The organism is Pedobacter sp. (assembly GCF_037719805.1).
Lineage (GTDB): Bacteria > Bacteroidota > Bacteroidia > Sphingobacteriales > Sphingobacteriaceae > Pedobacter.
In genome coordinates this window covers 56,076-82,199 of the sequence record NZ_JBBJLZ010000001.1, presented here as the reverse complement: position 1 = coordinate 82,199, position 26,124 = coordinate 56,076, and the positions used below count along the sequence as shown (strand labels likewise).

Sequence of the window (26,124 nt, the reverse complement as noted above, 5' to 3'; positions counted from 1 at the left end):
TCCAAATCATTCAGGTTTAAAGGAATTATAAAATGAACTTAAAACAACAAGCCATCTCTGGAATGATTTGGAGTTATTCTCAACAATTTTCTACTCAACTCATTTCTTTTTTGGTATCAGTATGTTTAGCGAGGATACTTATACCAGAAGAGTTTGGTTTGATTGGTATGTTAAGTATATTCATAGGTGTAGGAAGTGCTTTGTTTGAAGGCGGTTTAACTAGTTCTCTAATTAGGAGCAAAAGTTTGGATCATGAAGACTATTCCACTGTTTTTTATTTTAACCTTGGATCTAGCTTGATCATTTACTTTTCACTATACCTTTTAGCGCCTAGCATAGCTGATTTTTTCCATCAAACAAAGCTAATTGCCATAGCTAGACTTTACGGACTAACTTTTATAATTTCAGCTTTTGGCGCGGTTCAAAATACAATTTTGACTCGAGAAATGAAATTCAAAAAACAAACATTGATAGCATTTCCAGCGCTCGTTATTAGCAGTATTGTTGGGTTAGTATCAGCTTTGAAGGGATTTGGAGTTTGGAGCTTAGTATATTCAGCTTTAGCTAATGCAATTGTGACAAGTTTGTTTTTGTGGTTAAGGTCAGATTGGTATCCTCGCCTTACATTTGACCGTAAAAAATTTTATTATCATTTTAATTATGGTTACAAGCTTACTTTTTCTGCGGTTCTTGATATAATATTCAGCAATATTTATCAACTTGTCATTGGACGATATTACAGTTCGGCAACCGTGGGTTATTACACAAGGGCAAATACACTTCTAATGTTACCTGTCGGTAACGTTTCAGGTGCATTAAACAAAGTTGTTTTCCCACTATTTTCAAAGATGCAAAATGACATTGACCAATTCAGAGCTGCTTACAAAAAGATTATGTTGATGGTTTTGTTTATTATCTCACCAATAATTGTATTTATGGCCGTGGCAGGCCGACCGTTAATAATACTATTATTTACTGAAAAGTGGCTTCCTGTGGTGCCTATATTTCAAGTCATATGTTTTACTGGTATTTTGTATCCTATTCATCTTTATAACCTTTTGGTACTTCAGGTGAAAGGGAGAAGTGACCTATTTCTGAAGCTCGAAATAATAAAAAAGTTACTGCAAGGTGCGATTTTGTTGATCTCTTTTTACTACGGTTTTTTTGCATTATTATGGGGTCAGGTATTATTTTCGACTATTGCATTGTTAATTAACACTCATTACGCAGGGCGAATGTTGAAATATAATATGCTAAGTCAGTTAAAAGATCTTTTCCCTATTCTCTTGTTTTCTCTCTTTATGGGTATTACTATAAGTCTTATCTTATATTTTTCTATTAATTATTCAAGTTTGATACAGTTGACATTTGGAGGTATAGGAGGGATATTAGCTTATCTGACTATAGCTTGGTTTTTTAAGTTCCAAAGTATCAATGACATTACAAATATAATTTACAAAAGATGATTCCTGTCACAAAACCTTTTCTTCCTCCTCAGGAAGAATATTGCAACTACCTAGATGGAATTTGGCAACGCCAATGGTTAACTAATATGGGTCCATTAAATAGTGATTTAGAATTAAGATTGAAAGATTATTTAAAGTTAGATCATCTTCTGTTTGTCTCTAATGGTACTATTGCTCTACAAATTGCTTTGAAAGCATTAAATCTTAAAGGGGAAATAATAACAACTCCTTTTTCCTTTGTTGCTACAACTAGTAGTATAGTCTGGGAAGGATCTATTCCTGTTTTTGTAGACATTGACCCAAAGTCACTCAATATTGATGCTAGCAAAATCGAAAGTGCCATTACACCCAATACTTGTGCTATATTGGCAACACATGTTTATGGTAACCCCTGTGACGTAATAGCAATAGAGCAAATAGCTAGAAAGCACAATCTCAAAGTCATATATGATGGGGCCCATGCGTTTGGGGTCGACCTTTTTGGGGAGTCTGTTTTCAAATACGGAGATATTTCAACATGTAGCCTTCATGCAACGAAGCTATATCATTCAATTGAAGGCGGACTATTAGTTACGAAGTCAAGTGATTTACTAAAAAAGATGGCATACATTCGTAATTTTGGATTTGATGGTCCCGAAGCCTTCAAAGAGTTAGGAATAAATGGCAAAAATTCCGAATTTCATGCAGCAATGGGCTTGGTGAATCTAAAACATATTTCGGATATTCATGTGAAAAGAAAGCATATTTGTGAACGTTATGATGAAAAGCTCAAACGTTTTATAGCTGTGAAACAGCTGTGGCATGCAGATGCTAGTCAAAATTATTCTTATTATCCAATTATTTTAGAAAGTGAAGATTTACTTAAAAGGTGCATTAATTTGTTGAAGGGTCACGAGATTTTTGTTAGACGTTACTTTTACCCTGCACTTTCTAATGTTTTACCATATGTAAAAAAGGTTAATATGCCACTAACAGAAAATATTGCAGGTCGCGTAATTTGCCTTCCTTTGTATCATGATCTATCTATGGAAGAGGTTGATTTAATTTGTAGATTATTAATGAGAGCTCAAAACAATTAGTATGTTAATAGTAGGTGCTAGTGGGTTCGCTAAAGAAGTATTGGAAGTGTTCCACCAATTAAACCAACTCGAGGTTATTGCGTTTTACGATGACTTAACTTCAAATGGTCCAAATACTCTATTTGGCAATTATCAAATTTTAAAAGCTGAAGATGAGGCTTCTAGGTTTTTTAAGCAGTTTGGGTTTGAATTCACACTAGGTGTAGGTAATCCTCATCTGCGTTTTAGTTTATGTCAAAAATTTGAAAAAATTGGCGGGATTTTAACGTCCTCCATAAGTCCTTTTTCGAGAATCGGCCATTATGGAACTTTAATAGGCAATGGAGCAAATATTATGACTAACACAGTAATTACTAATGATGTTACTATTGGAAAAGGTGTCTTAATCAATCTTTCTTGTACAGTTGGTCATGATGTGAAAATTGGGAATTTTGTCGAGCTTTGTCCTGATGTAAATGTTTCAGGTAGCTGTATCATCGGGGATTATTCATTTATTGGCACAAATACAACTGTGCTTCCCGGGAAAGTTATTGGAAAGAATGTTATCATAGGAGCAGGTTCACTTGTGTCAAAAAATATACCTGATAATTGTCTTGCACTTGGCTCACCTGCTAAAATTATAAAGGAACTGGATCCAATCACATATGAAACAGCCTAAAAACAATATGGGATCAAAAATACAAGCAATTGAGTATGTCAATGCGAAGATTAAATTAACAAATGATGATCTTTCAACAGAATTCCCTGGTTATAATTTCTCTAGCTTTGAAAAGAAAATTGGTATTAAATCCAGATATGTTGTTGACAATAGTGAAACTGCATTAGACTTAGCAGTTAAAGCTTGTGAAAAGCTTTTTTCATCTATTGATCGTCAACAAGTTGATTACATAATATACTGCACACAAAGTCCCGAATATTTCCTTCCAACTACAGCATGTATTCTACAAGACCGGCTAGGCTTAAGGAGGGACATCGGAGCTTTTGACTATAATCTAGGATGTTCAGGGTACACATACGGCCTGAGCCTGGCAAAGTCTATTATAAACACAGGGCAAGCACTTTCAATACTTCTTGTCACTGCTGAAACATATTCTAAATACTTGCATCCGAAAGATAGAACAAACAGATCGATCTTTGGAGATGCAGCTTCAGCAAGTTTAATTACAAGTGACTCATCAGATAGTATAGGGACTTTTTGCTTTGGAACAGATGGGTCTGGCTGGGACAAATTAATAGTTAAAAATGGAGCCGCTAAATTTCCATATGACAATCAAGCACTGGACATTGAATATGGTACGGACAATATTTATTCAGATAATCACCTATATATGAATGGACCTGAAGTATTGAATTTCACAAATAGTGTTGTTCCGAATCTAGTATATAAAACTTTGGAGCGTAACGGGCTTAAAATCGATGAAGTAGATCAATTTATATTTCATCAAGCAAATGCATTTATGCTTAATACACTTAGGAAAAGGCTTGAAATATCATCTGACAGATTTTACATAAACTTAGCAGAGACGGGGAATACAGTCTCAAATACAATTCCAATAGCTTTAAAAGAATATTCAAATAAAGTCAATAGTGAAAAAGAAGAGAAGATCTTAGTTGTTGGATTTGGGGTTGGATTATCATGGTGCGCAGGCGTTTTATCAAAAAAAACAAATTTATAAATATGAAAAAAGAACATTTTCTTCACCAATTGCAGGAAGAGCTAGAATTCGAGGAAACTTTGTTTTTGGATACGGAGCTGACAAAGACTAACGAATGGGATTCGATGGGAGCTATGGTTCTGCTGAGCTTCGTTGCGACTAATTTTGATGTTATACTTACAGCTTCAGATTTGAAGTCCATTACGACAATGGATTCACTTATTGATCTTATAGGATCTGAAAAGTTTGATTAATTATAATGGATTGTAAAGTAGTAATTGTGACTGGCGTTACTTCAGGTATAGGTTATGCCCTGGCTGAAGAATTGTTAACAAGCGGATCAAAGGTCATAGGCATTGGCCGCAATCTTGAGAGGGTATCTAACTTAATCCAAAAGTATCCTAGCTCATTCATTTTTAAAAAGTTTGACCTAAGATTTATTAATGAGATAGAGCAAATGATTACTGACTCATTCAAAGCCTTTGGTAAGTTTGATAGTTTAGTACATTGTGCTGGTATGGAAGAGACGCTACCCTTATCATTGCACACGCCCGATAAAGTTCAAGCTATATTCGATTTAAATGTGTTTTCTACAATAGAGCTTATAAGATTGGTCTCAAAAAAGAAATTTAGCAATGACTTTGGTAGTATAGTACTTTTATCTTCCGTGATGGGTATACTTGGTCAGCCAGGTAAGATTGGATACTGTGCCACAAAATCATCTATTCTCGGTATTGTTAGGGCCTCAGCTCTAGAACTCGCTAAAAGAAGAATCAGAGTTAACGCTATTTCTCCTGGAGTTATAAAAACTCCTATGACGGACAAATTATTTGCTCAGCTTAGCGAAACTGGCGTTGATGAAATTGTAAAAATGCATCCGTTGGGTATTGGGAATGTATGCGATGTCGTTCCCTTAATTTGTTTTTTAGTGTCCGATTCTTCGAAATGGATAACAGGGCAGAATCTAGTTATAGATGGAGGTTATTCTATACAATGATTTTAAATTAGAATGAGTAAAGTTATTGTTTCTACTATCATGATTACATATGGTCATGAGACTTTTTTAAAGCAAGCAATTGAGTCCGTTTTAGAGCAAGAATGCAGCTTTGATATGGAACTTATAGTTGCTGACGATAATTCACCAGATAACACTCAAAACATAGTAAGTCAAATTATTAAAGAACATCCTAACGGATCATGCATCACTTATCTAAAGCGACACAAGAATATTGGAATGATGCCTAACTTTATGGATGCGATTAAGTACGCAAAAGGTTCATATATTGCATTATGTGAAGGAGATGACTATTGGACAGATAGATTAAAGCTTCAAAAGCAGGTTGACTTTATGCATGACAACCCTGAATACTCAGCCTGTTTTCACAGTGTTGATGTAATTTATCAGGATGGAATCGAACCATTCCTACCTGATATAAATGAACTTACCCCGCTAGTAACTACAATTTTTGATATTCTTAAAGGCAATTTCATACATACCGTTTCCGTTTTATTTCGCAATTCATATAGTTATCCGGATTGGATGCTAAGGAGCTATCCTGGAGACTGGCCACTTCATGTTCTAAATGCTACTCACGGTAAATTTAGATTTATTAAAGATTCGATGGCATGCTATAGGGTTCATTATGGTGGAGTTCACAGTACTACAAAAGGTAATGTTGAAAAAAGTTTGGATACATTTAAAAATTTGTGTGACGAACTTGTTAAAAGGAATTGTGGAGCTGAAGCTCAAATAGCTAAACAATATTATAATAATGCCTATGTTACGTTTTTTGCGATAAATGACGATAATCCGAATAGATTTAATAGACTAGAAAAGAGCTTACTTTTGTTAACACGTGGAACACTAAAACTGAAGTTACTTTTTTGGATACCGTTATTATTTGGAACCTCAAGCAAAAATGTATACAATTTATTAATGAAATTGAACAAGACGTACATTCACGGTCAAAAACCCTAACATTTAAGTTTTATATGCTCTTTAATACACTCAGTTTTGCGCTTTTTCTTCCAGTGGTTTTTGCGTTATATTGGTTTTTTACAAATCGAAATCTAAGACTTCAAAACTTAATGCTTCTGGTCGCAAGCTATTTCTTTTATGCCTGTTGGGATTGGCGGTTCGTGTTTTTGCTTGCATTCTCGACATTTCTAGACTATTGGACAGGGCTAAAAATGTTTGCATCTAAAAAGAAGACTACTAAACAGATTTGGTTTTGGTTAAGTATTATTATCAATTTGGGATTTTTGGGTATATTTAAATACTATAATTTCTTTGCCTCGTCATTTTCAGGGATGTTAGCCAATTTTGGTTATAAAGCAGATCCTCACTTACTGAATGTTATTTTACCAGTAGGGATATCATTCTATACTTTTCATGGCATATCATATGTGGTAGATATTTATAAATGTAGGATAGAAGCTGAGAAGAATTTAATTGACTATTCCTTATTTGTAAGCTTTTTTCCACTACTGGTGGCTGGGCCAATAGAACGAGCAACTCATTTGTTGCCTCAAATAAAAACAAAAAGAACGTTTAGCTACGAAAAGGCGGTGGACGGTCTGAGACAAATACTTTGGGGCTTGTTTAAAAAAGTAGTGATTGCTGATCAGTGTGCCGTGTTTGTAAACACCATTTTTAACGGTGGCGAATATTCAGGAAGCACTCTTGCACTGGGGGCTTTTCTATTTGCGTTGCAAATTTATGGTGATTTTTCTGGTTATTCTGATATCGCTTTAGGTGTAGCAAAACTATTTGGAATAGAATTACTAAGAAATTTTTCTTTTCCATATTTTTCGAGAGATATTGCTGAATTTTGGAGACGCTGGCACATATCATTATCTACTTGGTTTCGTGACTATCTATACATTCCACTGGGTGGTAGCAAAGGAGGGATGCTTGTTAAAATAAGAAACACCTTCATTATATTTATAGTCAGTGGATTTTGGCATGGAGCTAATTGGACTTTTCTCATGTGGGGATTCTTAAATGCGTTATTTATTATGCCATCAATTATATTTAAGACAAATAGAAGAAATTTAGATACCGTGGCTCATGGCAAGTTATTTCCTAATTTCCGGGAATTTAGGTCAATGGTCTTTACATTTTTATTGTCCACATTTGCATGGATATTTTTTAGGGCACCTAATATTGGGACTGCTTTTGAGTACATATCTGGAATATTTAACCCATCATTGTTCTCCATTCCATCGATTCTACCAAGTAAATTATTAATATTGATATTTTTATTTTTTGTAGTGGAATGGATTGGAAGAGAAGACAAGTTTGCAATTGAAAAGTCTCTCCATAGATGGCAATGGCCTTTTAGATATGCTTTTTATTATGGCCTCATATATTGTGTCTTTTATTTCGCTGGAAAAGAGCAGCAGTTCATTTACTTTCAATTTTAGTTATGATTTTTTTTCTTAAAAAAGTTTTTCTATTTCTTCTTCCATTAACAGTTTTCTTCATGCTCGTCGAATTCTACTGTAGTCATTGGACTACTTTTAGTATTAAAAAGAAGTATTTCGAGCAAAATAGGGAAAAGATTGAATGGTTATTTTTGGGAACATCCCATATGCAGAATGCTGTTAATCCCGAGTTTTTGAAACCTAATGCTGCAAATCTTGCTTTTGCAGGCCAACCAATTGAAATTAATTATGAGTTTCTACGAAAATATGTTAGTCAAATGCCTGCACTTAAGATAGTGTTCTTAGAGATTTCAGACCATAGTTTCTACAGTGAATTTCATAGTGATGATTGGAATGGGCATATCTATGCGAATCTGTACAGTATGTATTACAAGGTTAGTTCTCCTTCAATTGAAAACCATTCTTATTTGATGTCTAATTTTAAGTTCTTTTCTTCAATTTTTATAGATTATATAAACCCATGGACGGGAAAATATGAGATTAATAAGTATGGATATATAACTAATGATTTCAACGATCGGTTTCAAAAGTTGCATAATGATTCTTTAATAATTGATAGTACTTTTATTATGGCCCACGAATTTGATAAGCCAAAGCTTCTACTTAAAAATAAAGATATTTTGACGAAATCCATCGCCCTATGTCAAAGTAGAGGTATAAAAGTGGTTTTAATAACTCCACCGCTTTATCATACCTATTTGGAGAAGATTCCTAGAAATGCGAAACTTGAAGTCAGTCAAATAGTTAAAACAATTCAAAGGGATTTTAACGTTCCTTACTTTGACTATTCGGATGATGGACATTACAGTCTTTTAGATTTCAAAAATGATAATCATCTTAATTCCAATGGTGCCAGAAAATTTTCATTAGAGATTGACAGTTTTTTTAGAAGAAATTAATTTATATGGATGTATCAATTATAATTGTTAATTATAACACAAAGGAATTAATCTCGAATTGTATAGCGTCAATAATTAGCCAGACTTCGAAATTGATTTATGAAATAATCGTTGTCGACAATGCATCCACAGATGGTTCTCAAGATTTTTTTAACGACCGTTATACAGATGTAAAATTCATAGAACTCCCAAAAAATATTGGCTTCGGCGGAGCTAATAATGTGGGATTTGAACATAGTGTTGGAGAATATTTGTTTTTCTTAAACTCTGATACTATATTGCTAAATAATGCTATAAGGTTCTTCCATGACTTTATGATTAAAAATAAGGGCGAGAAGATTGGCTGCTTAGGGGCTTTATTAATGGATGAAAAGCTAAATATAAATGGTTATGGAGGAGCATTCCCTAACCTTAAAAATCATTTTAAATCATATTTCACTTTGTTAAATTCTAAACATGATACTTCTATTAATTTGCATTCACCTTTTGATGTAGATTATGTTTTAGGTGCTGATATGTTTATTCCCGCAAAGGTGTTTTCAAATGTAGGAGCATTTGATCCAAAATATTTCATGTACTACGAAGAATCCGACTTACAATTGAGAATAGATACACTTGGGTATTCCCGAAAAGTTATACCTGAACCGAAAATTATTCACTTAGAAGGCAGGTCATTAAATCACAGCATAAAGAAAATGTTGATAGTTCGAGAAAGCGCCTTCCGATTTTTTAAAAAAAATCGACCAACAATTGAATATTTTTCTTTTAGAGTCTTAAGCTTTCTGACGAGCTTTTTATTACTATTTAAATCCGCTTATAGTTTTAAAGATTTTTTGATTTATTTGGGATCGAGTTTTAATAAAATTAATTTACGATGAGAATATCGATAATCGGGAGTAAAGACTTTGACTCTTTAGAGTACCACACCGCGGATGCACTTAAAACCCTAGGTCATGAAGTGACTCAGGTAGACATGTCCGATATTATTCATATAAAATATTTGTATAATTATTGGTTTTCAAAATTTGTTCCAAAATATGTCGAAATACTCTTTGGGAAATTATCCACTATTGTCATTGAGTCAAAGCCTGATCTTGTAATTTGCACTTACCGCTTTATTCCAAGCTCTGCAATAAAAAAAATAAAATCTGCATTGCCAGGTGTTCCTACCGTTCAGCTTAATCCTGATCAATTAACTACCTTTGAAAAGCAACAGATATTTTATTCGGGCTACGACGTTTACTTCACCAAAGATCCATTTATCTCAAATTTTATGACTCAGAAGGCTGGCTTAAACGCCTACTATCTGCCTGAAGCATTTAATCAAAGAATCCATATGAAACCACTTAGAGAGAAACTTTCTTTGGAGAATGAAATAAATATTGATGTTTTAGTTTTCGGAAGTATATATCCTTATAGAGCTAATATGGTTAAGCAACTGATTAATGCAGGCTTGAATATAACTATGTTTGGTAGTAATCAAAATCCTGATCCAGAGCTTAAGAAATATTTTAGAGACGAATGGATTACTGGCACAAGAAAAAGTGAGGTGTTAGTTGGATCAAAATTAGTGTTCAATAATTTTCATTTTGCAGAGATAAATTCAGTCAACTGTAAGTTTTTCGAAATTGCTGGTTGCGGAGGATTTCAAATCTGTGACTATAAGTCGACCGTAGATGAGTATTCGATAATTGATTCAAAAAAATTCACTTTTAATAATATGAGTGAGGGTATCGATCATATAAAGTATTATTTAAAGAAGCCTGAGCTACGAATAGAAATGGCTGAAACTCAAAGGCAGCATTTTTTGAAACATCATACATACGATATACGTGTCCAGCAAATGTTAGACATAATTTTTAAATGAACATTACTTATCTCGGGTACAACTCCTTTCTGGAACATAAGCGTGGTGTGGAGAATGTTATTGAGTTCCAATCAACGGCTTTTGAATTTAAGAACAGATATTATATACATTTAGGTGGGAATAATTCAATATACAGACATCAGAACTTCATATGCTTTTCTGTGAAAAAAACGTTTTTGTGGCCTTTGTATTTGAACATTCTTTTGTTTAAACTTAAGAAGAAAAAGCTTATAAAAATACATTCACATAGCCCGTTATTGTCATTTGTTTACTTAGCTAAAACAGATATTTTAACTGTACATGATGGAATGTATTATCAAGCAAAAACATCAAACCATAAATTTTTGTTTTTATACTCTCTGGTTGAAAGAGTTGTCTATTGCAAGGTTAGAATGGTTCATTTTATATCAGAATTTACAAAATCTAAAAGTCTATATCCAGTAGCCTGGAAGAATTCTATTATTATTTACAACACTTCTCATTTTGAGTCAAGATATGCAGACTTACTTCCTATAAACATATTAGGAATTAATAATAAAGCTTTAAAAGTCTTATGCGTAAGAAGTATTGAAGCTAGAGCAAGATTTGATCTACTTCTTGAGGTTGCACCACTAATTGTTGATTGCGGCGTTCAGTTTATAGTAGCTGGCAAAGGTCCATTATTAACTAAATATAGAACTCAAGTAGTAGAGAAGGATATAAAAAATATTACTTTTCTTGGTTATGTTACAGATGAAACCTTAATCGACTTATATCATGAATGCGATCTAGTGCTAGTGCTTGCTGAATTTGGAGAAGGCTTTGGACTGCCTATTATTGAAGGGTATTTATTTAATAAGCCTGTTATTGCATCAAATGTATGTGCAATTCCAGAGGTAATTATTGATCAATCATTTTTAACAAATAACACTACGCAAGAAATAGTACATAAGTTAAAAAGTTTTAAGAATCTACCTAGACTAAAATTTAGAGAGTATTATGATCAAAATTTCTCTAGCCATTTGATTTTAGATATGTTTCGCACGCTTTACCAAAGTATTACTTAGTGGATATATATATTCTTACTTATATTTTATTATGCCTTCTTGCTGCCATTGAGATATACAGTGTATCTGAGAAGGTCACCTATGTTTTTTATTTGGTCGTTTATATAATTCTTGTACTACAGGTTGGCTTGCGCTGGGAAACGGGAACAGACTGGGGGGTTTATTATGAGCACTTTCAAGGCTTGAGTGATTTTGAATCTGCCTCGCCATTATATACCGGGATGGAGTATGGATATAGTCTATTATGTCTAGCATCTAAATTCTTTTCTTCGAGTTACACAATGCTTTTAATTATTCATTCTATTCTCTATTACTATTTTATCTTAAAAGGTCTTCGTCGACTTTCTCCATACGGGTTATTAGCCATTCTATTATTTTACTCGTTTAGTATGGGTGTTATGGGATCCCATCGACAATTAATTGCTGTCGCACTGATTCTTTATTCTACTAGATATATTTTATCGAAGCAAGTATGGATCTACCTATTTTTTTTGGTAATAGCATCTATCTTTCATACCACTGCCATAATATGTATTTTTCTCTATTTCCTGAACAGAAGAGTTAACATGTACTTAATGCTAGGATTGGTAATCTTTTCATTTCTATTAGGTAAAACAGCAATCCCTGCTTCAGCTTTCAATATATTAGGAGGTATTGGCGGAATAAGTGACAAAATATTGTTCTACCTGGAAGGAGGAAAAGAACTTGCGATGGAATACGGCGTTAGCTTTGCCGGTTTAATTAAAAGACTAATCTATGTCGGAATATTTTTATTTAGTAGAGATCGTATGGAGAAGAAGCTCCCTCACTATAATTTGATGTTGAATTCTTATATGCTTGGAATATTTATATATTTTTTATTTTCATCTTCATTAACGGTTCTAGTCAGTAGGGGAAGTCTTTATTTTAATATGTTTGAGCCCATTCTGCTGAGTTGTCAGTTGTTATTATTTAAAACAGCTAAAGAAAAACTAATTCTTGGGATGGTACTATTTGTTTTAGCTATTTTCTATTTTAAACAATCTATTGCACAATATACCGACTTGTTTGTACCATATAAAGGCATATTTATAAACAAAGATTATAACAGATATTACTAATAAATACTTACTAAGTTTTATTTAATTAGCATGAGCCCTTAATTGGGAGTGATAAATTAAGATACCTTATGAAAATCTATAAAGTACATTAGTGGAACATTATATGAAAAAAAAGACAATTGTAATTAGCGGAGCAAATTTATTCAGCGGAGGCACACTTTCTATTATGCAGGACTGTTTATCCTATGCTGATGCAACTTTAAGTAATGAATACAAAGTTATAGCTTTAATACATGATCCCAAAGATTTTAAAAATATTAGGAATGTGGAACTAATTGTCATTCCTGATATTCGTAACAGTTATTTTCACAGACTGTATTACGAATATTTTTATTACAAGTCTTTCTCCAATAAGATTATGCCATTCCTATGGCTGTCCTTGAATGATATTTCATCAAATGTCAATGCTAATGTACGCGCTGTTTATTGTCATAATGCCACACCTTTTAAAAAAATTGTATTAAGCGATTTAGTTTATCAACCGCCTGTGTTCTTTTTTACTTTATTTTATAAGTTTTTGTATAGTATAAACATACGAAAAAATAGATATGTGATCGTGCAACAGAATTGGATGAAAACTAAATTTAAAAAAATGTTTGGTCTGGATTTCTTAAATATTATAGTTGCGCCCCCGCAAATTAGTAATCTAAGTATTGTTAAGTCTGAAGGTCAAGTTAAAAAGCAAATTATAAATTTTTTTTATCCTACTCTTCCTAGGCCTTTCAAAAACATTCAAGTGATTTGCAAGGCAGTAAGTCTGCTTCAATCACAAGGGTATTCAAATTTCAATGTTACTATTACTATTGATGGCAGTGAAAATAAATATGCAAAAGATATTCATCGCACTTATCAACATCTAAATGCAATTAAGTTTATCGGTAAAATATCTCGGGAGGAAGTATATTCATATTATTCGGAATGTGATTGTTTAATTTTTCCGTCAACATTAGAGAGTTGGGGCTTGCCGATTTCAGAATTTAAGCAATTTAATAAACCAATAATACTTGCCGAGCTGGAGTATGCGCATGAGACCTTAGGGAACTATGATTTTGGTTTATTTTTTAAGCCTGATGATGAGGTAAGTTTAGCGAATTACATGAAGGATATTATATTACAAACAGCTACTTTTACTTCTCATAAGTCCGTTCAAATAGAGGAACCCTTTGCAAAGGATTGGTCCGCTTTATTTAAACTTCTTTTGCAACCTAAATAACAACCAATTGACGAAAATAAGCATATCTATTGTTACCTATAATATTTCCGTAGACGATTTTGAAAAGGTCTATAGGTCATTATACAAAACAAGCACTCGCTGGACCTTATATGTAATTGATAATTCTCCTAAGAATGATCTTTACGAATCTATAAAGGATGATAAAAGGGTAGTCTATGTTCACAACCCATCAAATCCTGGTTTTGGAGCAGCACATAATATTGCTCTAGAACTAGCAACAGCATCAGGTGCTGAATACCATTTTATCGTTAATCCAGACATTTACTTTTATGAAGATGTAATTACACCAATGATAGAGTATATGGAATCACATAGTGATGTAGGAATGCTTATGCCACAGATCTTAAATACTGATGGATCTGTTCAGTATTTGCCAAAACTCTTACCATCACCTTTCTGGATATTTCGCCGGAAACTTAGAACTAAAATTAACCTTTACGGCGGATTTTTATCGAAGTATGAATTAAGAAGTGTCTCTAACAGTAAAATTTATAACACGCCAATTCTGTCTGGTTGTTTCACCTTGTTGAATTTGGAGGCTGTGAAAAAGGTGGGTACTTATGATGATAGGTTTTTTATGTACTTTGAAGATTTCGATTTATCAAGAAGAATTCATAAAGAATATAAAACACTCTACTTTCCAAAAGTTTCGGTTTATCATAATTATGAGGGAGGAGCAAATAAGAGCCTAAAACTCTTCACAATTTTTATTGCGTCAGCAGTCAAATATTTTAACAAATGGGGTTGGCTATTCGATAAACAACGGAAGTCGATGAATAAGAAAACTTTAGCACAATTTTGACACTAAAAATAACTTTAACAGGATCAACTGGGTTTGTAGGGCAAAATCTTACTCGCTATTTAGAAAACATGAAGTGCGACGTTTTATCTATTAGTCGCGAACAGCTGAATGCAGGGGAGTTTAATTCCTTCAAAGACAGTATAGCAATTGTACATCTTGCTGGCAAAGCCCATGATTTAAAGGGGAGTTCTGATTCGGAGGAGTACCACCATGTTAATTTTGAACTAACGAAAAGAATTTTTGATGAATTCCTGGCCTCAGATGTAAAAATGTTTATTTTTTTGAGTTCGGTCAAGGCCGCTGCAGATTCAGTTGACGGCATATTGACGGAGGAATTACTGGCAAATCCAAGAACTGACTATGGGAGATCAAAACTGATGGCAGAAGAGTACATCCAGTCACAACCACTTCCGGTAGATAAGTCATATTATATACTCAGACCGTGTATGATCCATGGGCCTGGTAATAAGGGCAACTTAAACCTTCTTTATAAATTTGTAAAAAAGAACATTCCGTATCCGTTGGCAGGATTTGAAAATAAAAGGTCGTTTCTTAGTATCGGAAATCTTTGCTTTGTTATCAATGAATTGATCGGCCAGGAGGATATTGTGTCTGGTGTTTATAACGTTTCTGATAGTGATGCATTATCCACTAACGAAGTAGTATCAATTTTAGCGGAATCTAACGGAAAACAACCGAAGCTGTGGGCGATCCCACGTTCAATCGTCATGTCGATAGCAAGGATTGGAGATAAACTCCGCTTACCCCTTAATACTGAACGTTTAACAAAACTGACAGAAAGCTATGTGGTTTGCAATCATAAAATAACGTCTGCCTTAGGGAAATCTTTACCTTTTTCCTCCAGAGAGGGACTTGAGTTTACTGCAAATTCTTTTAAAAAAACATGTTAGTTAACTATACTGTGCTATGAGTGCCCTTTTCACAATCTCAATATTAATCATCCTGTTTTTTATGGAGCTGCTTTATTTTAAAGTTGCAAATCACTTCAATATAGTTGATAAACCTAACAACAGAAGCTCCCACGCCAATATTACAATTAGGGGTGGAGGAATAATATTCATAATGAGTCTATTGGTTTACGGCTTTTTTTTCGACCTGCACTATCCATACTTTCTGGCTGGAGCAATTATTATAAGTCTGATTAGCTTTTTAGATGACCTTAAGCCTGTTAGTAATAAAATACGAATCTTTTTCCATCTTATCTCCGTAATACTACTTTTTCATCAAGTTGGTATATTGTATCTTCATGTTTATCTTGTTATTTCTGCAGTTATAATAGCGATAGGTATAATAAATGCGATTAATTTTATGGATGGCATTAATGGAATTACAGCGGGATATGCTCTTGTTGCACTTGTTACACTTTGGTATATTGATAAATACGCAATAAATTATACCGACGGTAATCTTATAATCACTGTAATTTTAGGAGTTATAGTTTTTGGGTTTTTTAACTTCAGAACTAAGGCTAGGTGCTTTGCAGGCGACGTTGGTAGTGTTAGTATAGCTTTCGTATTAATTTTTTTTATTGTCCAATTGGTAGTCTCGTCGGGAAATCCAATTTACGTTTTATTATTGCTTGTCTATGGTCTTGACGCATCTACCACAATCATTTTTCGTCTAATTCGTGGAGAAAATATTTTTGAAGCACACCGCAGTCATTTCTATCAATATCTCTCCAATGAAAGAAAGATTCCACAGGTGTATGTCGCTATTTGTTATTCCATTGCTCAACTGTTAATTAATGTTTTGGTTTTCCGCTTTTTAGAAATCTCCTTAATAGAAGGAGCATGTTTTCTGATGATCTCTGTATTAGCTTTCGTAGCATTAAGGTTTACGGTAGAGGGGTCATCACGATTAATGAAATAATTTTTAGCGAAGCTTGGATACTATGTTTCAGTTTAATGAATTGAATTTATTCGTTAAGATGTAGTTTTAATCCTTTCATGCTATTTATACAAATAGCATGAAATTTGTATACATTTGTGAATTATATATTTAAAAATTGTTTACACAAGTCAACATAGTTCCTCGTTGGATTATTTTCATTCTAGATCTTTTGATCTGTATGTTGTCGCTCTCTGTTGCCTATTTAATTAGGTATAATTTCGACTTGTCCACTATGGATTACGTGGAATTTAGCCGAAACATTCTGATTCTTACTCTAATCAACAGCTTTGTATTTTTTAATGTAAAAACTTATTCTGGTATTATTCGGTATACTAGTGCTCAAGACAGTATTAGAATCCTATTTTCTGTCCTAATTAGTAACGGCATATTTTTCTTTGTCAATATGATAATTGTCGCTTTTGAGTCACCTCAGTATATTTCGAGCAGCACGTTAGTCGTAAACGGCTTAGCAAGTTTTTTACTTCTTATCACTTATAGAGTTCTTGTCAAATTCTTCTTTCTTTACATCAAAAACTTAAAGTTAGACAAGGTTCGTGTCATGATTTATGGAGCGGGTGAAGCAGGTGTTGCCACTAAGAGGACTTTTGACCATGACAATAAAGTCAACAAGAATATCGTAGCCTACGTTGACGATGATGAACGTAAGGTTGGGAAAAGTATAGACGGCATTCGAATCCTTAGCGCAAAGGACTTGATCAATCTTATCGTGGAACATGAATTGGATGAGATCATCTTTGCTTCCTATACGATTCCATTAGAAAGAAAAAATCAAATTGTAGACGTCTGCCTGGAGAATAACATCAAAGTTTTAAACATACCCCCACCTGACGTCTGGGTTAACGGACAGCTCAATACTGCTCAAATCCAAAATATAAACATTGAAGATTTGCTAAACCGGAAATCTATCAATATTGACATCGATGGAATTGGTAGGGAACTAAAAAACAAAAGAATTCTAATAACTGGAGCTGCTGGATCAATTGGGAGCGAAATTGTTCGCCAATTATTGAAGTTTGAAGTCGGTCTCATCATTTTAAACGATCAGTCGGAAACGGCACTTCATGAGCTTTATCTTGAACTGACGGAAAATCATAAAAACAAAAATTTCCTCTCTTACATCGGAGATGTGCGTGATGAAAAACGTATGGAAAGTTTATTTGAAGCTTATAAACCACATTACGTATACCACGCTGCTGCCTATAAGCATGTTCCTATGATGGAGGACAATCCTTGTGAGGCCATTAAAACGAACGTCTTTGGAACCAAAACTATTGCTGATAAAGCAGTTAAACATGGAGCCAGTAAATTTGTGATGATCTCAACAGATAAAGCGGTCAACCCGACAAACGTTATGGGCGCTTCAAAAAGGATAGCTGAGATCTATGTACAATCACTAAACAATTCTTTAAGTGCTGATAGCCACATTTTCCAGAATGGCTTGAGCTATATAAATGAGTTGGATGTTAAGCCAATCACTCGCTTTATTACTACAAGATTTGGAAATGTTTTAGGTTCTAATGGGTCTGTAATCCCAAGATTCAAGCAGCAGATTGAGAAAGGCGGACCTATCACAGTTACACATCCAAACATAACCCGATATTTTATGACTATTCCAGAGGCCTGTCGTTTAGTCCTAGAAGCCGGCTGTATGGGTAATGGTGGGGAGATCTTTGTGTTTGATATGGGTAAATCTGTTAAGATTATTGATTTGGCTCATAAAATGATCCGGCTTGCCGGATTAATTCCTAATCAAGATATTAAAGTAGAATACTCTGGGCTTCGTCCAGGAGAAAAGCTATTCGAAGAGTTATTGAACGATAACGAGAATACCATGCCTACTCACCATGAGAAAATCATGATTGGAAAAGTAAGGGAATACGTCTTTGCAGAGGTGGAAACTGCCGTCTATTCGCTAATAGCTTCAGCTAAAAACAATGAAGATCGTCAGGTTGTTACTAAAATGAAAACGTTGGTTCGCGAGTACAAGAGCCAAAACTCGAAGTTTGAGGAATTAGATTCTACCGAATCTAAACTGTAAATCATATAACATAAATGAGAAAACTTACTTTCTTAATCTGTGCATTTCAGCTGTTATACACAGCTTCAAAGGCTCAGGATTCAACTGCCAATAATATCATTCCTTATTCATATTCATTTTATCAGAAATTCAATAAACAGGTCTTCGATCGAAATACTAGGTTTCACTCTGCAATTAAAGGTTTCTATTCTGACGATAGTACGCTTGCTAGCAGATATCAAAGTCTAATGAGATTAGGTACAGATAGCCTTAACAGACGAAGCTGGTTAAGAAGGAAAGTTACCGAAGAACATCTGTTCCAGACGAGCACTCCAGAGTATACCGTTTATGCTGACTTCTTACCCGATTTTCAAATAGGTAAAGAATTTGAGGAGTCAAAAACTACCTGGAAGAACACCAGAGGTTTCCAAGTTGGCGGTACCATAGGAAAGAAATTCTCCTTTTATACCAATGGTTTTGAAAACCAAGGAGTGTTTGCAAATTATATCACTGAATTCATAGATAGTAATCAGGTGGTTCCGAGTGAAATGTCTGGCAAATTTACTGGCAAGACAAAAGATTGGGCTTATGTAACTGCTTTACTTTCATACACACCTAGCAAATACATAAATATTGCGCTAGGCTACGATAAAAACTTTATTGGAGATGGTTACCGGTCAATGTTGTTATCAGATGTTGCGGCTAACTATTCTTTCTTAAGATTGAGAGCAAATCTAGGTAATGTTCAATACCAAACTATTTTTGCCTACATGTTAGATCCCGGTGCTCCGAAGCTTACTGCAGACAGGAGATTAGGTGATCGAGGGAAATGGAACGCCATACAATACCTGGACTGGAATGTAAACAATCGACTTTCCTTAGGTCTCTTTCAAGCAGTAACTTGGGCAGATGCCGAGCCTGAAGGAAAAAGAGGTTTCGATTTTAACTACGTACACCCATTTGTCTTCTTAAGGCCTATAGAGGGTTCCAATGTTAAATCCCCGGATAAATTACGGATTGGTCTTAACACCAAATATGAGCTTCTGGAAAAGACGACTATCTATGGTCAGTTCATGTTTGATGAGTTTACTGCCAAAGAAGTATTTTCTGGAAATGGGTATTGGGCAAACAAGTGGGCAGCCCAGATCGGTGTAAGAGGATCTGACTTATTTAAGGTGGAAAGCTTAAATTATCTTGCAGAATTCAATACAGCCAGGCCTTATACTTACGCACACTACCAGCGCATTTCTGGATATTCAGGCATGAATCAACCCCTTGCTCATCCACTGGGTGCAAACTTCAGAGAGTTCTTGGGTATTTTGAACTACAGTTATAAACGATTTGACTTCCAGGGACAAGGTACTTATGCAAGGTACGGTCTTGATAAGGATAATTTAAATTATGGTAAAAGCGTATTTCTAGATAACTATACGCATCCTAACGATTACGGCAACTTCGTAGGCCAAGGCGTAAAAACCAACCTATACTTCGCTGAGCTCAAAACCTCTTACCTGTTGAACCCTAAATACAATTTGAGGTTAGAGGTTGGAGGGGTTTACAGAAGAGAGAACCGGGAAGATACAGGAGCCAAGAACACTCAACTCATCACTTTCGGACTAAGAAGTACCTTCAGAAACCTGTATCAGGATTTTTAGGTTAACTTTACCCGCATGTCATTATCAACTCAAAAGATAGCTGTTATAGGCTTGGGCTATGTTGGACTTCCCTTAGCCATCGAATTTGCAAAAAAGCATATTGTGTTTGGTTTTGATATCAACCAAAATCGGGTATCCGAGCTTTTAGATAATACTGATAGCACCAAAGAGGCGGATCTTCAAATGCTCAAAGAAGTCTTACAACTCAAAGACGTTTTAGATAGTGACAACGCAGGTAAAGAAAACGCAGGTCTCACGCTCTCAGCCGATAGTACCCTTCTTGCTGACAACAACATCTATATCGTCACCGTTCCAACACCTGTTAACGCCTTCAAGAACCCAGACCTCATCCCTTTAATAACAGCAACCGAAATGCTGGCCACTGTTTTAAAAAAGGGCGACATTGTGATCTACGAGTCAACAGTATACCCAGGTTGCACGGAAGAAATCTGTGTGCCAGTACTTGAAAAGCTTTCCGGACTGAAGTATAACCAGGATTTCTACTGTGGATACTCCCCAGAACGTATAAACCCCGGGGATAAAGTCAACACACTAACTAAGATCAAAAAGGTCACTTCTGGATCCACACCTGAAATTGCCGGGTTTATTAACGAACTATATGGCGAGATTATCACTGCAGGAACTCACCTTGCGCCAAGTATTAAGGTAGCAGAAGCATCTAAAGCTATTGAAAACGCCCAGAGGGATGTCAACATCTCCTTTGTAAATGAACTGGCGCTAATATTCGATAGGCTGGACATAGATACCTCAGACGTCCTGGAGGCTGCAGGTACCAAATGGAACTTTCTTAAATATAAACCCGGACTAGTAGGGGGGCACTGCATAGGGGTCGATCCTTATTACCTCGCTTATAAATCAAATGCAGTAGGCTATGTTCCCCAGGTTCTCCTATCAGGAAGGAAAGTGAACGAAGACATGGGCATCTTTATCGCTAACAAAGTGGTCAAATTGATCCTTGCAAAAGGAGATAAGGTAAAAGGAGAAAAGGTCCTGATCCTTGGTTTCGCATTCAAAGAGAATTGTCCGGATATCAGAAATACCAGAGTAATCGACATTCACAGAGAATTAACTCAATTCGGTCTTGACCTTGATATCTATGACCCCTGGGCCAATCATGAGGAGGTTTATAAGGAATATGGCATAAAACTGGAGCAGAAACTTAGCCTTAAAAGCTATAAAGCTGTTATCGTTGCCGTAGCGCACAACGAATTTCTCAATATCGATTACCAGTCCTATAAAGACGAGGGCGCAGTAATTTTCGATATCAAATCTTTCATCGACCGCAAATTTGCAGACGCTAGACTCTAAATAAGTAGCTTCAGGCAAACTCTAACAAAGCTTCAGGCAGACTTTAAAAAAGCTTCGGGCCAAACCATAAAGCCAAATTCACGGTCGCCATGTGCACTCTGATTCAGATTCATAAAGTCCATATCAACTCTAAATAAGCATGTTCTGAAAGACTTTAAAAAAGGAGCTTTAAACAGACCTTGATTTCAGCACTGATCTTTTCACAAATAGCGTCCACTTCCTGCGGATGAAAAAGCTCTAGACTCGCCAACTCGTTCGCAGCAACTGCTAGTTGTTTCAACCCAGAAGTAACCGCCGTACCAAATAACTTATGCCCAATTGCGTTCAGCGCGGTCAAATCTCCCCCCTTAACCGCTTGCTCTATCTCATGTTCTGAGTCGATCAGTTCATTTCTGGTCAGCTTGAGCACTTGTTTCAACAGCTCCTCATCTTCTCCAATATTGGCCATCGCCTCCTCTTTGTCAAAGTGGAGCTGCGCAGCCTGCTTAACGTCATAGAAGTGAAGCCATTTCTCAAAGGCCAAAGCCAGTGTGCTTTCCACAATCGGTTTCAGTAAAAAATCGTCCATGCCAGCAGCTAAGCATTTCTCTTTTTCACTTTTAACATTCCCTGCTGTCAAAGCAATAATTGGAGCAGTAACATCTAGTTTTCTTATACTTTTTGCTGCCTCATACCCGTTCATCTCCGGCATTTGGATGTCCATTAAAATAAGATCAGGCTTGTTTTTCATGCGACAGTACTCCAGCGCTTCTAAACCGTTGGATGCCTCGTAAATAATAGCGTTAGGTGCAATACGACGAATGAGCGTCTTTGCTAAAAGCATATTTATGGCATTGTCCTCCGCTATGAGAATGTTAACCGGGTCAGCAGTACTAGATTCTTCAACGGCTTTGGAGGTAACGACCAACAGATCTTCTGTCTTATATATTCTGCTTAGAACATTGTAAATGTCTTCCGTCTTAATAGGCTTCACCATTCTATGAGCCACATTTAGGTCGTTACAAGCTTTTTCAAGCACCTCGTCGTCAGATGAACTGTGAAGCAATATAATCTGCTGCTCATTCCCTTCAGTTTCAAAGTTAGCCCGGATCTTGCGAATCGTTTCCAATCCATCCATGTAAGGCATGTGGTAATCCATTATAATGGCATCATATCGTACACCTTTGGCTAAGTACTGCAAGGCTTCAAAACCATTCTTCGCCTCATCGCACTTAATTTGCTTTAATCGCAACATCTGGTTTAGAATAAGCCTATTATTCTCATTGTCATCAACTATTAACACCCTTTTGATGTGATCAATGTCTTTCCATTCAATTGCCTCACCTTGTTCAGACTTAAGTCGAACATCAAAATAGAATGTGCTTCCTTTACCCGGAGTGCTTACTAGCTCCAGCTTGCTGCCCATCAAACTGAGCAACTTGTTTGAGATCGTGAGTCCCAGGCCTGTTCCCCCGTATTTCTTAGTGGTAGTCCCGTCTTCCTGCGAGAAAGCCTCAAATATCTTCTGCTGCTTATCTGGCTTGATCCCAATACCGGTATCTCTAACACTAAACCTAATATGTGTTAAGCTTTCGGCTGTATCAATAACTTCTATCTTGAGTTCTATCTCTCCTTTTTCAGTGAACTTAGACGCATTACTCAACAAGTTGATCATAATTTGTTTCAGACGTACCGAATCTGCCCAGATAAATCTCGGAAGGTCATAAGGGATGTTCAGTAACATCTCCAAACCCTTCGTTTGTATTTGATAAGTGATAATATCGGTCGCCTGGGCACTCATTTCATAGAGGTCGCACTTTTCGATAGACAACTCCAACTTACCTGCTTCAATCTTTGAGAAATCTAAAATATCATTGATAATGCCCAGCAATGCATTAGCAGATTGATTGACTATAGTTAAATATTGTTGCTGCGTTTCGTTTAAATGAGTTTTAAGCACCAGATCTGTAAAGCCGATCACCCCATTTAACGGGGTTCGGATCTCATGACTCATATTCGCAAGGAACTCTGATTTGGCAACACTTGCCTCCTCGGCCCTCACTTTTTCAATTTTCAGTTCTTCACGCTGCATGTCCATTGAAGTAATGTCCAGGCCGATTCCAAGATAGCCAGTTACCTTACCCGCTTTATTCTTGATTGGGGTTACCGCCACAGACGCTCGCCTAACCTGCCCATTCTTTCTTACATAATCCCAGTCGCTTTGTTCTGAACCGTACTTGACAGCTTTCTTGATCAATATCTTTAGTCCAGAGATCTCTTTGCCAAATTCTTCGGTTAACAACCTTCCTCTTTCGGCTACCTCCTCAGAACGATAAATTCTGGAAGGGTTTTCTTTACCAATCATTTCTTCAGCCTCGTAGCCTAGCATCTTTTCTGCACCTGTGTTAAACACAGTGATCAAGCCATATTCGTCCGTAGCAATGATGCTCACCTCACTTGCAGCATTTAAAACATCATCTAAAAACTGCTTAGTATGTTCTAAATCGCGTTCCAACTGGTGCCTTTTAGAAATATCGATAGCATTGCCAATTATATATGGATCCCCATCTTTGACAATCTCCAGTACGTTTTTAAACATCCATATTCTTGGAGAACCATCTTTATGAGAAGTAAGCATCTGACCTTCTGCCGCACCTGTATCCCGGATTTGCTTCAAATAAGCAGTCACATGAGGATGGCGTTGTTGAGGAGTAATGTCATACAAACTAAATTTGAGTATCTCTTCAGAGCTGTAACCAAGCAAAGCAGCCCCGGCATAGTTTACGGAAAGAAATCTACCATCCAGATCATGGGTACACATCAACCCCTGTGAATTTTCAAAAAATATTCTAAGCCGTTCTTCCTTATCCGCAAGTTCCTGCTCATTTATACGATCCTCCGTAACGTCCCTGGCAATTCCATAAACATGTTGTGTGTTTGGCTCCTGCGTGGCAACCCATTGCAAAAAGCGGTAATCTCCATTCTTAGTCCGGATTCTATGGGTAAAAGTGATCGTACTACCAGCGCTTCCGAGCACTGAAATTTTTGATTTTGATAGCTCTAAGTCCTCCGGATGGACAAGGTCATAGAGTGATTTCATTTTTAAGTCTTCTTTGTCCCAGCCTAAGAGTCGCCCAAACATAGGATTAACCCTTTTGAAGAAACCATCTGCGTCAATAATACAAATCACATCATTCGATATGTCAAAAAGCCTTTCAAAGTTGTCGAATTGTTTCTTTTGACGGTCGTCGACAATCAATGCGGTGGCTTCTGCAGCCAGTAATTCTAAAGCCCGTTGCTGCTTAGCATTCAACTGGTTGCTCGTACGGTCTAAAACACAAAGTGTTCCTAGTGCATAGCCATTGGGGTCGATCAAGGGATACCCACCATAAAAGCGAATATTAGGACCAGCCAATACCAATTCGTTATCTTGAAAGCGCTCGTCTTTAGTGGCATCAGCGACTTCAAAGTACTTGTCCTCCATGATGGCGTGCTGACAAAATGATATTGCTCTTGGAGTTTCGCTGATATCAAGGCCTAATTTAGATTTGAACCACTGACGTTTCTCATCGACAAGCGATATTAAAGAGATAGGTACTTCACAAATAATTGAGGCCAGTTCAGTGATCCGGTCAAATTTAGCCTCAGTTTTCGAATCTAGTATTTCGTAATCTTTTAGTGCGGCAACACGTTCTTCTTCATCCTTTGGTAGAGGGTACAATTTCATATCTGTTTGACTTGGCTAGAAGTAATTCAGACGGAAATTACGAAAAAATAAGTGATAATAAATTTAATGCTTATTCCAACCAGTTTTACAGAAGTACCGGTTGCAGTCGACAAACCGCAACCGGTGCATTTTACTGCGAAACGTAGTTGATCTGGATAGTTACGTATCCACCAACAGAAAAGTTCCCATCACTTCCTGATTTTGAGCTCAGGTTACTCATTGCCCTGATAACCTTCATATGGGGTTTTTCTTCTTCAATCATCGCTTTAACTCCCTTTTCCAGATAGATCGGCAGTCTGTTTGCCAAAGCAAAGCTACACGCCTGTGCGGTAAGCGTGGTTGTCGCTGCGTCAATTGCATTTAAAAACTGCACCTGCTTGGCGTCAAGTTCAAAGTGCGCTGCCATCCAGCCTTTAAAGTCAGCTGCCAGTTGACCTGCCTCAGCCTGCAATTCAAACTCAGGCATTTGTTGAAGTTCCTTCATGACATCGTTAATTCCTGATGCTGTCAACGGATAGCTGTTTGCTACTAATTGGTTCGTGTTCATATGGATTTGTTTAGATTTTAGGTTTGCCAAATGGCATTCTTTCTGGGCCTAACCTCTAATACTAATACCGTTAGATACAACCCCATTGCACAAAATAAATATCTTTTTAATTACTTGTTCTTTCTTGTTTAGGTCTGCGAGATTACAGCTTCAAAATCTAAAATATGTTCATAAATACACTCTCTACCGAAAAATTTCACCTAGTTATCGACGCAGTTGTCCTGCTATTTCTTATCGCCAGCACCTCCTACAACTGGAAATTAATTAAGGAACTCAGCGTAAAAATTTCTCAAGCGTACCGAAAGCCTCACGTACATAACCACAAAATTTAGTTAAATACGGT

At 36.0% G+C, this 26,124-nt stretch carries 23 protein-coding genes; 20 read left to right on the top strand and 3 right to left on the bottom strand.

From position 1 onward, the window contains the following. Window positions 1-32: 32 nt before the first annotated feature. The 20 genes from WKF66_RS00375 to WKF66_RS00280 all read left to right on the top strand — a co-directional run bounded on the left by WKF66_RS00375 (window position 33) and on the right by WKF66_RS00280 (window position 21,528). Window positions 33-1,466 carry a lipopolysaccharide biosynthesis protein gene (locus tag WKF66_RS00375; RefSeq protein WP_489672415.1) on the top strand — a complete coding sequence of 478 codons (1,434 nt, stop codon included), beginning with the start codon at window positions 33-35 and terminating at the stop codon, window positions 1,464-1,466. Then, window positions 1,463-2,545 carry a DegT/DnrJ/EryC1/StrS family aminotransferase gene (locus WKF66_RS00370; protein WP_489672414.1) on the top strand — a complete coding sequence of 361 codons (1,083 nt, stop codon included), beginning with the start codon at window positions 1,463-1,465 and terminating at the stop codon, window positions 2,543-2,545. The genes WKF66_RS00375 and WKF66_RS00370 overlap by 4 nt, the downstream gene beginning before the upstream one ends. A 1-nt stretch (window position 2,546) precedes the next feature. Continuing rightward, window positions 2,547-3,203, top strand: coding sequence for an acetyltransferase (locus tag WKF66_RS00365; RefSeq protein ID WP_489672413.1), 657 nt, complete (start codon window positions 2,547-2,549; stop codon window positions 3,201-3,203). After that, a complete protein-coding gene (locus tag WKF66_RS00360) occupies window positions 3,190-4,221 on the top strand; it encodes a 3-oxoacyl-ACP synthase III family protein (RefSeq protein WP_489672412.1) in 1,032 nt (343 codons plus the stop codon). Before WKF66_RS00365 ends, WKF66_RS00360 begins: the two co-directional genes overlap by 14 nt. Before the next feature lie 2 nt (window positions 4,222-4,223). Next, window positions 4,224-4,454, top strand: coding sequence for a hypothetical protein (locus tag WKF66_RS00355; RefSeq protein WP_489672411.1), 231 nt, complete (start codon window positions 4,224-4,226; stop codon window positions 4,452-4,454). Between the two features lie 5 nt (window positions 4,455-4,459). Then, window positions 4,460-5,197 carry an SDR family NAD(P)-dependent oxidoreductase gene (locus tag WKF66_RS00350; protein ID WP_489672410.1) on the top strand — a complete coding sequence of 246 codons (738 nt, stop codon included), beginning with the start codon at window positions 4,460-4,462 and terminating at the stop codon, window positions 5,195-5,197. A 12-nt stretch (window positions 5,198-5,209) separates the two neighbouring features. After that, window positions 5,210-6,178 (top strand): glycosyltransferase family 2 protein, encoded by a 969-nt coding sequence (locus tag WKF66_RS00345; RefSeq protein WP_489672409.1) that lies wholly within the window; start codon window positions 5,210-5,212, stop codon window positions 6,176-6,178. 212 nt (window positions 6,179-6,390) lie between these two features. Further along, window positions 6,391-7,626 (top strand): MBOAT family O-acyltransferase, encoded by a 1,236-nt coding sequence (locus WKF66_RS00340; RefSeq protein ID WP_489672408.1) that lies wholly within the window; start codon window positions 6,391-6,393, stop codon window positions 7,624-7,626. Window positions 7,627-7,685: 59 nt separating this feature from the next. Continuing rightward, a complete protein-coding gene (locus tag WKF66_RS00335; RefSeq protein WP_489672407.1) occupies window positions 7,686-8,546 on the top strand; it encodes an SGNH/GDSL hydrolase family protein in 861 nt (286 codons plus the stop codon). A 5-nt stretch (window positions 8,547-8,551) separates the two neighbouring features. Then, window positions 8,552-9,424: a glycosyltransferase family 2 protein gene (locus WKF66_RS00330; protein WP_489672406.1), complete on the top strand. Its 873-nt coding sequence runs from the start codon at window positions 8,552-8,554 to the stop codon at window positions 9,422-9,424. Further along, a complete protein-coding gene (locus WKF66_RS00325) occupies window positions 9,421-10,413 on the top strand; it encodes a CgeB family protein (protein WP_489672405.1) in 993 nt (330 codons plus the stop codon). The genes WKF66_RS00330 and WKF66_RS00325 overlap by 4 nt, the downstream gene beginning before the upstream one ends. Window positions 10,414-10,616: 203 nt before the next feature. Beyond that, window positions 10,617-11,459 carry a glycosyltransferase family 4 protein gene (locus tag WKF66_RS00320; RefSeq protein WP_489672404.1) on the top strand — a complete coding sequence of 281 codons (843 nt, stop codon included), beginning with the start codon at window positions 10,617-10,619 and terminating at the stop codon, window positions 11,457-11,459. Continuing rightward, window positions 11,459-12,559 carry an EpsG family protein gene (locus WKF66_RS00315; RefSeq protein ID WP_489672403.1) on the top strand — a complete coding sequence of 367 codons (1,101 nt, stop codon included), beginning with the start codon at window positions 11,459-11,461 and terminating at the stop codon, window positions 12,557-12,559. Before WKF66_RS00320 ends, WKF66_RS00315 begins: the two co-directional genes overlap by 1 nt. A 103-nt stretch (window positions 12,560-12,662) precedes the next feature. After that, a complete protein-coding gene (locus WKF66_RS00310) occupies window positions 12,663-13,772 on the top strand; it encodes a glycosyltransferase (RefSeq protein WP_489672402.1) in 1,110 nt (369 codons plus the stop codon). Window positions 13,773-13,779: 7 nt separating this feature from the next. Then, window positions 13,780-14,595, top strand: coding sequence for a glycosyltransferase (locus WKF66_RS00305; RefSeq protein WP_489672401.1), 816 nt, complete (start codon window positions 13,780-13,782; stop codon window positions 14,593-14,595). After that, entirely contained in the window at window positions 14,592-15,506 is a 915-nt protein-coding gene (locus WKF66_RS00300; protein ID WP_489672400.1) for an NAD-dependent epimerase/dehydratase family protein, read from the top strand. The genes WKF66_RS00305 and WKF66_RS00300 overlap by 4 nt, the downstream gene beginning before the upstream one ends. A 16-nt stretch (window positions 15,507-15,522) precedes the next feature. Then, window positions 15,523-16,485 (top strand): MraY family glycosyltransferase, encoded by a 963-nt coding sequence (locus tag WKF66_RS00295; protein ID WP_489672399.1) that lies wholly within the window; start codon window positions 15,523-15,525, stop codon window positions 16,483-16,485. Between the two features lie 136 nt (window positions 16,486-16,621). Continuing rightward, entirely contained in the window at window positions 16,622-18,565 is a 1,944-nt protein-coding gene (locus WKF66_RS00290; RefSeq protein WP_489672398.1) for a polysaccharide biosynthesis protein, read from the top strand. 14 nt (window positions 18,566-18,579) lie between these two features. Beyond that, complete coding sequence (locus WKF66_RS00285; RefSeq protein WP_489672397.1) at window positions 18,580-20,199, top strand: gliding motility protein RemB; 1,620 nt, start codon at window positions 18,580-18,582, stop codon at window positions 20,197-20,199. A 15-nt stretch (window positions 20,200-20,214) separates the two neighbouring features. Then, window positions 20,215-21,528 carry a nucleotide sugar dehydrogenase gene (locus tag WKF66_RS00280; protein ID WP_489672396.1) on the top strand — a complete coding sequence of 438 codons (1,314 nt, stop codon included), beginning with the start codon at window positions 20,215-20,217 and terminating at the stop codon, window positions 21,526-21,528. Window positions 21,529-21,560: 32 nt separating this feature from the next. Here the strand turns inward: WKF66_RS00280 and WKF66_RS00275 are convergent, their stop codons facing one another. The 3 genes from WKF66_RS00275 to WKF66_RS00265 all read right to left on the bottom strand — a co-directional run bounded on the left by WKF66_RS00275 (window position 21,561) and on the right by WKF66_RS00265 (window position 25,781). Beyond that, on the bottom strand, window positions 21,561-21,704 hold the full coding sequence (locus tag WKF66_RS00275; RefSeq protein ID WP_489673322.1) for a hypothetical protein: 144 nt from the start codon (window positions 21,702-21,704) through the stop codon (window positions 21,561-21,563). After that, on the bottom strand, window positions 21,683-25,234 hold the full coding sequence (locus WKF66_RS00270) for a PAS domain S-box protein (protein ID WP_489672395.1): 3,552 nt from the start codon (window positions 25,232-25,234) through the stop codon (window positions 21,683-21,685). Before WKF66_RS00270 ends, WKF66_RS00275 begins: the two co-directional genes overlap by 22 nt. A 130-nt stretch (window positions 25,235-25,364) precedes the next feature. Continuing rightward, window positions 25,365-25,781 carry a hypothetical protein gene (locus WKF66_RS00265; RefSeq protein ID WP_489672394.1) on the bottom strand — a complete coding sequence of 139 codons (417 nt, stop codon included), beginning with the start codon at window positions 25,779-25,781 and terminating at the stop codon, window positions 25,365-25,367. Window positions 25,782-26,124 lie beyond the last annotated feature (343 nt).

Coding starts and splice junctions, on each gene's coding strand:
- WKF66_RS00375 (WP_489672415.1), top strand. CDS start 33: ATGAACTTAAAACAACAAGCCATCTCTGGAATGATTTGGAGTTATTCT.
- WKF66_RS00370 (WP_489672414.1), top strand. CDS start 1,463: ATGATTCCTGTCACAAAACCTTTTCTTCCTCCTCAGGAAGAATATTGC.
- WKF66_RS00365 (WP_489672413.1), top strand. CDS start 2,547: ATGTTAATAGTAGGTGCTAGTGGGTTCGCTAAAGAAGTATTGGAAGTG.
- WKF66_RS00360 (WP_489672412.1), top strand. CDS start 3,190: ATGAAACAGCCTAAAAACAATATGGGATCAAAAATACAAGCAATTGAG.
- WKF66_RS00355 (WP_489672411.1), top strand. CDS start 4,224: ATGAAAAAAGAACATTTTCTTCACCAATTGCAGGAAGAGCTAGAATTC.
- WKF66_RS00350 (WP_489672410.1), top strand. CDS start 4,460: ATGGATTGTAAAGTAGTAATTGTGACTGGCGTTACTTCAGGTATAGGT.
- WKF66_RS00345 (WP_489672409.1), top strand. CDS start 5,210: ATGAGTAAAGTTATTGTTTCTACTATCATGATTACATATGGTCATGAG.
- WKF66_RS00340 (WP_489672408.1), top strand. CDS start 6,391: ATGTTTGCATCTAAAAAGAAGACTACTAAACAGATTTGGTTTTGGTTA.
- WKF66_RS00335 (WP_489672407.1), top strand. CDS start 7,686: ATGCTCGTCGAATTCTACTGTAGTCATTGGACTACTTTTAGTATTAAA.
- WKF66_RS00330 (WP_489672406.1), top strand. CDS start 8,552: ATGGATGTATCAATTATAATTGTTAATTATAACACAAAGGAATTAATC.
- WKF66_RS00325 (WP_489672405.1), top strand. CDS start 9,421: ATGAGAATATCGATAATCGGGAGTAAAGACTTTGACTCTTTAGAGTAC.
- WKF66_RS00310 (WP_489672402.1), top strand. CDS start 12,663: ATGAAAAAAAAGACAATTGTAATTAGCGGAGCAAATTTATTCAGCGGA.
- WKF66_RS00295 (WP_489672399.1), top strand. CDS start 15,523: ATGAGTGCCCTTTTCACAATCTCAATATTAATCATCCTGTTTTTTATG.
- WKF66_RS00285 (WP_489672397.1), top strand. CDS start 18,580: ATGAGAAAACTTACTTTCTTAATCTGTGCATTTCAGCTGTTATACACA.
- WKF66_RS00280 (WP_489672396.1), top strand. CDS start 20,215: ATGTCATTATCAACTCAAAAGATAGCTGTTATAGGCTTGGGCTATGTT.
- WKF66_RS00270 (WP_489672395.1), bottom strand. CDS start 25,234: ATGAAATTGTACCCTCTACCAAAGGATGAAGAAGAACGTGTTGCCGCA.
- WKF66_RS00265 (WP_489672394.1), bottom strand. CDS start 25,781: ATGAACACGAACCAATTAGTAGCAAACAGCTATCCGTTGACAGCATCA.